The sequence below is a fragment of the Pseudomonas sp. CCOS 191 genome (genome assembly GCF_001007005.1).
Lineage (GTDB): Bacteria > Pseudomonadota > Gammaproteobacteria > Pseudomonadales > Pseudomonadaceae > Aquipseudomonas > Aquipseudomonas soli.
Map to the genome: position 1 here is coordinate 2,670,460 of NZ_LN847264.1, position 6,804 is coordinate 2,677,263.

General features: G+C 65.7%; 7 protein-coding genes. 1 reads left to right on the forward strand and 6 read right to left on the reverse strand.

Annotated elements, in window-relative coordinates; translation table 11 throughout:
* Window positions 1-223: 223 nt before the first annotated feature.
* The 6 genes from CCOS191_RS12105 to CCOS191_RS12130 all read right to left on the reverse strand — a co-directional run bounded on the left by CCOS191_RS12105 (window position 224) and on the right by CCOS191_RS12130 (window position 5,473).
* Window positions 224-1,006, reverse strand: coding sequence for an amino acid ABC transporter ATP-binding protein (locus CCOS191_RS12105; RefSeq protein WP_046855413.1), 783 nt, complete (start codon window positions 1,004-1,006; stop codon window positions 224-226).
* Window positions 1,007-1,029: 23 nt separating this feature from the next.
* A complete protein-coding gene (locus CCOS191_RS12110) occupies window positions 1,030-2,274 on the reverse strand; it encodes an NAD(P)/FAD-dependent oxidoreductase (protein ID WP_046855414.1) in 1,245 nt (414 codons plus the stop codon).
* Between the two features lie 16 nt (window positions 2,275-2,290).
* Window positions 2,291-3,001 (reverse strand): ABC transporter permease, encoded by a 711-nt coding sequence (locus CCOS191_RS12115; RefSeq protein WP_046855415.1) that lies wholly within the window; start codon window positions 2,999-3,001, stop codon window positions 2,291-2,293.
* Entirely contained in the window at window positions 2,998-3,717 is a 720-nt protein-coding gene (locus tag CCOS191_RS12120; RefSeq protein ID WP_046855416.1) for an ABC transporter permease, read from the reverse strand. Before CCOS191_RS12120 ends, CCOS191_RS12115 begins: the two co-directional genes overlap by 4 nt.
* A gap of 104 nt (window positions 3,718-3,821) precedes the next feature.
* Window positions 3,822-4,574 (reverse strand): transporter substrate-binding domain-containing protein, encoded by a 753-nt coding sequence (locus CCOS191_RS12125; RefSeq protein WP_023632571.1) that lies wholly within the window; start codon window positions 4,572-4,574, stop codon window positions 3,822-3,824.
* Between the two features lie 26 nt (window positions 4,575-4,600).
* A complete protein-coding gene (locus CCOS191_RS12130) occupies window positions 4,601-5,473 on the reverse strand; it encodes a MurR/RpiR family transcriptional regulator (protein WP_046855417.1) in 873 nt (290 codons plus the stop codon).
* Between the two features lie 143 nt (window positions 5,474-5,616).
* Here CCOS191_RS12130 and CCOS191_RS12135 point away from each other — a divergent pair, with 143 nt between their 5' ends.
* Window positions 5,617-6,642, forward strand: coding sequence for an Ldh family oxidoreductase (locus CCOS191_RS12135; protein ID WP_046855418.1), 1,026 nt, complete (start codon window positions 5,617-5,619; stop codon window positions 6,640-6,642).
* Window positions 6,643-6,804 lie beyond the last annotated feature (162 nt).

A 6,804-nucleotide genomic window follows, 5' to 3' on the forward strand; every position in this document is an offset into this window, starting at 1 on the left:
ATCCATGCCCGTCACCTCCCTCCGCAAGACCTGCGTTCGGCCTCCTGAAGTCGCGAAGTTACGGGCGGCGCCTGCACTGGCGCAGCTGTCGCTAGTGAGGTTGAAACTAATCTTGAGATCAAGATTAAGATCAAGATCAAGATCAAGATTAAGCCTTCATATATTGCATCGCTGTTTTGCAGGGCGGACTGGGTTGCTTATATCTGCGCAGGGCCACGAACCACTAATGCAGGATCTGCTTCAAAAACGCCTGTGCCCGCGCCGTCCTGGGCTGCCCGAAGAACACTTCCGGTGAAGAGTCCTCAATGATCTGCCCACCTTCGAGAAACAACACCCGCTCTGCCACCTGTCGGGCAAAGCCCATCTCGTGGGTCACGCAGAGCATGGTCATGCCGGTACCGGCCAGTTGCACCAGCACATCCAGCACCTCGGCCACCATCTCCGGGTCGAGCGCCGAGGTCGGCTCGTCGAACAGCATGATCCTCGGCTTCATGCACAACGCCCGGGCGATCGCCACCCGCTGCTGCTGGCCGCCGGAGAGCTGGCTGGGGTACTTGTGCGCCTGGCTTTCGATACCGACCTTGCTCAGGTACGAGCGCGCCCGTTCCTCGGCGTCCCGCCGCGACAGGCCGCGCACGCTCATCGGTGCCAGCAGGCAATTGTCGAGCACGCTCATGTGCGGGAACAGGTTGAAGTGCTGGAACACCATGCCGATCTCGCTGCGCACCTTGGCGGCCTCGCGGCCAGTGCTGGCAAGGTCGGTGCCAGCCACGCGGATGCTGCCCTGCTGGGCGATCTCCAGGCGGTTGATGCAGCGGATCAGCGTCGACTTGCCCGAGCCCGACGGGCCGCAGAGCACGATTCGTTCGCCCTCGCGCACCGACAGGTCGATATCGCGCAGCACATGGAACGCGCCGTAATGCTTGTTCAGGCCCTCGATACGGATCAGCTCCGGGCGCGGGTCGGGGGCAGGGTGCAGGCTGGCAAGGCTCAAGGGTGCGGTCATCTTGTTGTTCTCCCGCTCAAGGTTCAGGCGAAGCGTGCGGCGCTGTAGGGCGCAGGGTCGGTGAAAGGGCGCTCGCCGGTCATCAGTTCCGCCAGCAGGCGGCCGCTGACCGGGCCCAGCGTCAGGCCATGATGGGCATGGCCGAAGTTGAACCACAGGTGCTTGTGCAGCGGCGCCGGGCCGATTACCGGGCGCATGTCCGGCAGGCAGGGGCGACGGCCCAGCCAGGGCTTGTCGTCCAGGCGCTCGCCCAGGGCCGGGAACAGCTTGCGCGCCAGGGCCTCGCAGCGGCGCAGCTGGATCTCGTTGGCCGGGGCATCGCTGGCGGCGAATTCGATGCCGGTGGTCAGGCGCACGCCCCGGGCCATCGGCGCCAGGACATAGCCACCCTGGGTGTCGCAGATCGAGTGGCCCAGTTCGGCGCCGTCGCGGGTCGCGTAGTGCATGTGGTAGCCGCGCTTGATCCCCAGCGGAAAGCGATAGCCCAGCCGTTCATAGAGGTCGGCCGACTGCGGGCCGAGGCAGGCCACCACCTCGTCGGCTATCACCGTGCCGCGACGGCTGTCCACCTGCCAGCCGCCCTCGACCTGGCGCAGGCTCCGCGCATCGCCGTGGAGGAACTGGCCGCCGCGCTGGACGAACAGCGCGGCATAACCACGGGTCAAGCCGCCGGGGTTGCTCACGGTCTTCGGGTCGAGCCAGTGGATGCCACCGATCACCCCGCCGTCCAGTTGCTGCTCGCGAGCCTGCAGTTGCTCGCGTTCGAGGATCTCGTAGCGCAGGCCGTAGCGGGCCAGGCCTTGAAGGTCGTGCTTGGCCTGGGCGAACAGCGCGGCGTCGCGGTACACCTCGATCCAACCCTTGGCCTGCACCAGCCCTTGCAGGCCGGCGGCTTCGATCAGCGCATCGTGTTCCTCGACGCTGCGCTGCACCAGCGGCAGCATGTCGGCGGCGGCCTTGGCCAGGCGTCCGGGGGCGGACTGGCGCCAGTAGCTGAGCAGCCAGGGTGCGGCCTTGGGCAGGTGGGCGAGGCTGTAGCGCACGTCGGGCTGGCGGTTCAGGCCATAGCGCAGCAGGGCGCTGTACTGGCGCGGGAAGGCATAGGGGATCACGCTGGAACGCTCGATCAGCCCGGCGTTGCCATGGCTGGTGCCGCTGCCTGGCTCGTCGCGGTCGATGAGGATCACCTGGCGTCCGCGGGCCTGCAGGTGCAGGGCGGTGCTGACGCCGACGATGCCGGCGCCCAGGACGATGGTCTGGCAATGCATGGAAGATTTCCTTCAGTCAGTTCAGGTGGCGGCCCAGGCGGGCTTCCAGGTGTTTCAAGGTGCGCCGGACCACCTCGACGATCAGCAGATAGAGCACTGCCGCCCACAGGTAGATCTGGAAGTCGAAGCTGCGCGAGAAGGCCAGCTTGGTCACCCCCATCAAGTCGTAGATCGTCACCAGCGAGGCAATCGCGCTGGCCTTGATCATCATGATCAGCTCGTTGCCCAGCGGGCCGATGGCCACCAGCAGCGACTGCGGCAGGACCACCTTGAAGAAGGTGGTCGAGCGCTTGAGGTTGAGCGCCTTGGCCGCTTCGTACTGGCCCGGCGCGACCGCCATCAGGCTGGCGCGGAAGATCTCGGCCTGGTAGGCCGCCGTGTTGAGGGTGAAGGCGAGCAGGGCGCAGTACCAGGCCTCGCGGAAGAACCACCAGAGGCCCTGCTCCTGCCAGAAACCCTTGAGCGAACCCAGCCCGTAGTACAGCAGGAACAGCTGGGCCAGCAGCGGTGAACCGCGGAAGAAATACACGTAGCCAGCCGCCAGGCGCCGCAGCACGCGGCTGGGTGACATCCGCGCCAGCGCCAGGAGCATGCCCAGCAGCGCGCCGAGGGTGAACGAGATCGCCACCAGCTTGGCGGTGACCAGCAGGCCATCGACGAAACGTGCGCCGTAACGGTCCAGCAAGTCCGGGTCGAGCACGTAGGCCAGCAGTTGCTCCAGGCTCATGGGCGGGCTCCTTGAAGGTGGCGATTGCTGCGCCGCTCGAGCAGGGCGAAGACCCTGCCCGACAGCGCCGAGAACAGCAGGTAGACCAGGCAGGCGACGCCGTAGAACAGCATTGGCTCCTTGGTTACGCTGACTGCGAGATTGGTCTGGCGCATCAGGTCGATCAGCGAGATGGTCGAGACCAGCGAGGTGTCCTTGAGCAGGCTCAGCCAGTTGTTCGACAGGCCCGGCAGGGCGATGCGCGTCAGTTGCGGCAGTACCACCTTGAAGAACCCGGTGCGCTTGCCCAGGCCCAGGGCCGCGCATGCCTCCAGCTGGCCCTTGGGCAGGGTCTTGAAGGCCATCAGCCAGATCTCGCTGGAGAACGCGGCGAACACCAGGCTGAAGGCGGCCATGGCGGCGAGGAAGGTGTTGATCAGCACCTCGCCCTCATAGCCCAGCGCGGCGAGGAGCTTCTGCGCGGCGATCTGGCAGCCGTAGTAGATGATCAGCAGGGTGAGCAGTTCGGGCAGGCCGCGAAACACCGTGGAGAAGAGGGTGGCCCAGGCCCGCGGCAGGCGTTTGCGCGAGCGCGCGGCGAGCGCCACCAGCAAGCCCAGTGGCAGGCCGATGGGCAGGCAGGCCAGGGCCAGCGACACGGTCACCAGCGCGCCGGCCAGCAACGCCTGGCCCCAGCCGCCGCTGGCGAAGGAAAGCAGGGAGAGTTGATCGAGCATGGCTAACCCCCAGGAAACAGGTGCCCTGGTGGGAGCGGGCTTGCCCCGCGATGGCGTGGTTCACTGATCAGGCGCCATCGCGCGGCAGGCCGGCCTCCACGAGATTACTGGTAGATGTCGAAGGCGAAGTACTTGCTTGCGATCTTCTGGTAGGTGCCATTGGCCACGATCGCCGCCAGCGCCTCGTTCAGCCGGGTGCGCAGGGCCTGGTCGTCCTTGCGCACGGCAATCGCCGCGTCGGCCTTGGTGCCGTCGACATCACCGAGGATCTTGCAGCAGTCCTTGCCATTCTTGTTCAGCCATTCGTGCAGCGGGAACTTGTCGGCGATCACCCCGTCCAGGCGCCCTGCGGCAAGGTCTGCGTTGGCTTCGTCAAGGGTCGGGTACAGCTTCACGTCCGCGCCGGCCTTGCCGTATACGTCCTCGGCGTAGATCGCCTGGGTCGAGGCGGATTGCGCGCCGACCGTGTAGCCCTTGAAGTCGGTCTGCGCGTCGCTGATCGGGCTGTCCTTGGCGACGGCCACGGTCAGTGGGGTGCGGTAGTAGTGGTCGGTGAAGGCGATCTTCCGGCGCCGTTCCTCGGTGTCGATCATCGAGGCCACCACCGCGTCGTACTTGCGCGCCATCAACGCTGGAATGATGCCTTCCCAGTCCTGGGCCACCAGGGTGCATTCGACCTTCATCTGTTCGCACAGGGCATGGGTGATGTCGATGTCGAAGCCGTGCAGCTTGTTGTCGGCGTCGACGTAGTTGAAGGGGGGATATGCGCCTTCAGTGGCAAAGCGCAGGGTCTCGGCACTGGCGTGGCCCGCCAGCAACAGGGCGCACGCACCCACCACAGCCATGGTTCCTTTCATCTCGCACCTCGGTCATCGCACTCTTGCTATTGTTGTTTGCCCGCCGGCCACGAGGTGTAGCCGACGAACTCGTTATGTAGAGCGGCAGTTGCTTCCAAGCGTTTTTCAACATCCGGTCCGAGCTGCTTGCAGACCTCGTTGACCATCAGGTGCACCCACGACAGCATGGTCGCGGTGGATTCCCAGAACAGGTTGAATTCGGTGGGGATGCGGAATACCTCGTCGGCTTCGGCATCGGCCCAGTCACAGAAAGTGTCGGTGACCAGGGTCACCGGGATACCCAGCGCACGGGCCTTGTGGCACAGCTGCAGGGCGTGGCGCGAATAACGGCGCGCCTCGAACACCACCAGCGCGCAGTCCTGCGGGCGCCCCAGCAGTACCTCGCCGAAATGCCCGGCGCTGCCATCGACCAGCTGTACGCCGTCGCGCAGGTACTGCAGCAGGTGGCTCATGCACATGGCCACGCCACGCTCGGTCTGAAAGCCGGCGACGAATACCCGGGGTTTGTCGGCCAGGCGCCGGGCGACCTGTTGCCAGGTTTCGCCGCGGCTGTATTCGTGCACGCGCACCAGCGCGGCCATCTCCAGCTCCAGGCTGCCTGAGCGCTGGTCGTCCTCGGGTTGCTGGCGAAACGCCTGCAGGCGGTCGCCGGCCAGCCACGGGCCGTCGCCCAGGTCGTTCTGCAGGTCCTGCTTGAGCGCCTTGAGGTGGGCATAGCCCAGGGCGCGGCAAAAGCGGCCGACGCTCGATTCGCTCACGCCCAGCTTGGCGGCGATGCTGGCCGAGGTCTGGAAGGGCAGTTCGTGGAGGTTGGCGAGCATGTAGCTGGCGATCTGGCGGCCCGAGGCGGCAGCGGTGTGCAGGCTGCTTTCCAGGCGTTGCTTGATCGATTGGCTCATGGTCGGTTCCGGTTGATTTCTGGCGTGGAAGCCAAAATGGCTGTTTTCTGTCATCAAGTCAATATTTGACAGATAGCTGTCATTGGCGGGAAAGTCTGTGCAGTTGCGCTGTAGCGATTCCAATTCCAAGAAAGGAGCTCCAGATGTCTTCACCTTCCACCGGCCCTGTCGTGCGCGTGCCTTTTATCGAACTGCAGGCATTGCTCCATGCAATCTTCGCGCGGCATGGCTGCAGCGCGGCAGTGGCCGCCGTGCTCGCCGACAACTGCGCCAGCGCCCAGCGTGACGGTGCCCACAGCCACGGGGTGTTCCGTATTCCCGGTTATGTCTCGACCCTGGCCAGCGGTTGGGTCGATGGCCGCGCCGAGCCACAGGTAACCGACCTGGCGCCGGCTTATGTGCAGGTCGATGCCAAGGGTGGGTTTGCCCAGCCGGCCCTGGCCGCGGCCCGCGCGCTGTTGGTGGAGAAGGCGCGCACGGCCGGCATCGCGGTACTGGCGATCCACAATTCGCACCATTTCGCCGCGCTGTGGCCGGATGTCGAGCCATTCGCCGATGAAGGCCTGGTGGCCCTGAGCGTGGTCAACAGCATGACCTGCGTGGTGCCCCACGGTGCGCGCAAACCGCTGTTCGGCACCAACCCCATCGCCTTCGCCGCGCCTTGCGCGGGGCACGACCCGATCGTCTTCGACATGGCCACCAGTGCCATGGCCCATGGTGACGTGCAGATCGCCGCCCGGGCTGGCGAACAGCTGCCGCCGGGCATGGGCGTGGATGCCGCCGGCCAGCCGACTACTGACCCCAAGGCGATTCTCGAAGGCGGCGCGTTGCTGCCGTTCGGCGGCCACAAAGGCTCGGCGCTGTCGATGATGGTCGAGTTGCTGGCGGCGGCGCTGACGGGGGGCCATTTTTCCTGGGAGTTCGACTGGTCCGGGCATCCGGGGGCAAAGACCCCGTGGACCGGGCAGTTGCTGATCGTGATCGACCCGGCCAAGGCCCAAGGCGAGCGTTTTGCCCAGCGCAGCCGTGAACTGGTGGAGCAGATGCAGGAAGCGGGGCTGACGCGCATGCCAGGGGAGCGGCGCTACCGTGAGCGTGAAGTGGCACTGCGCGAAGGCGTGGGTTTGTCCGAACGAGAGTTGGCCGAGTTGCAAGCGCTGGCTGGCTGAACCCGCTCTTTTGTAAGGGGAGTCAGGCGCCTGAGCGGCCTGGCTCCCAGGCGTTGAACCCATCTGCTCCTGCCGTTGTCCCCCCTTCCCATGTCAGCCCGCCCCCCCGTGATCCATTAGCGTTCCGAGCATTTCCGACTGGCAAAAGCAGGATGCTTACCA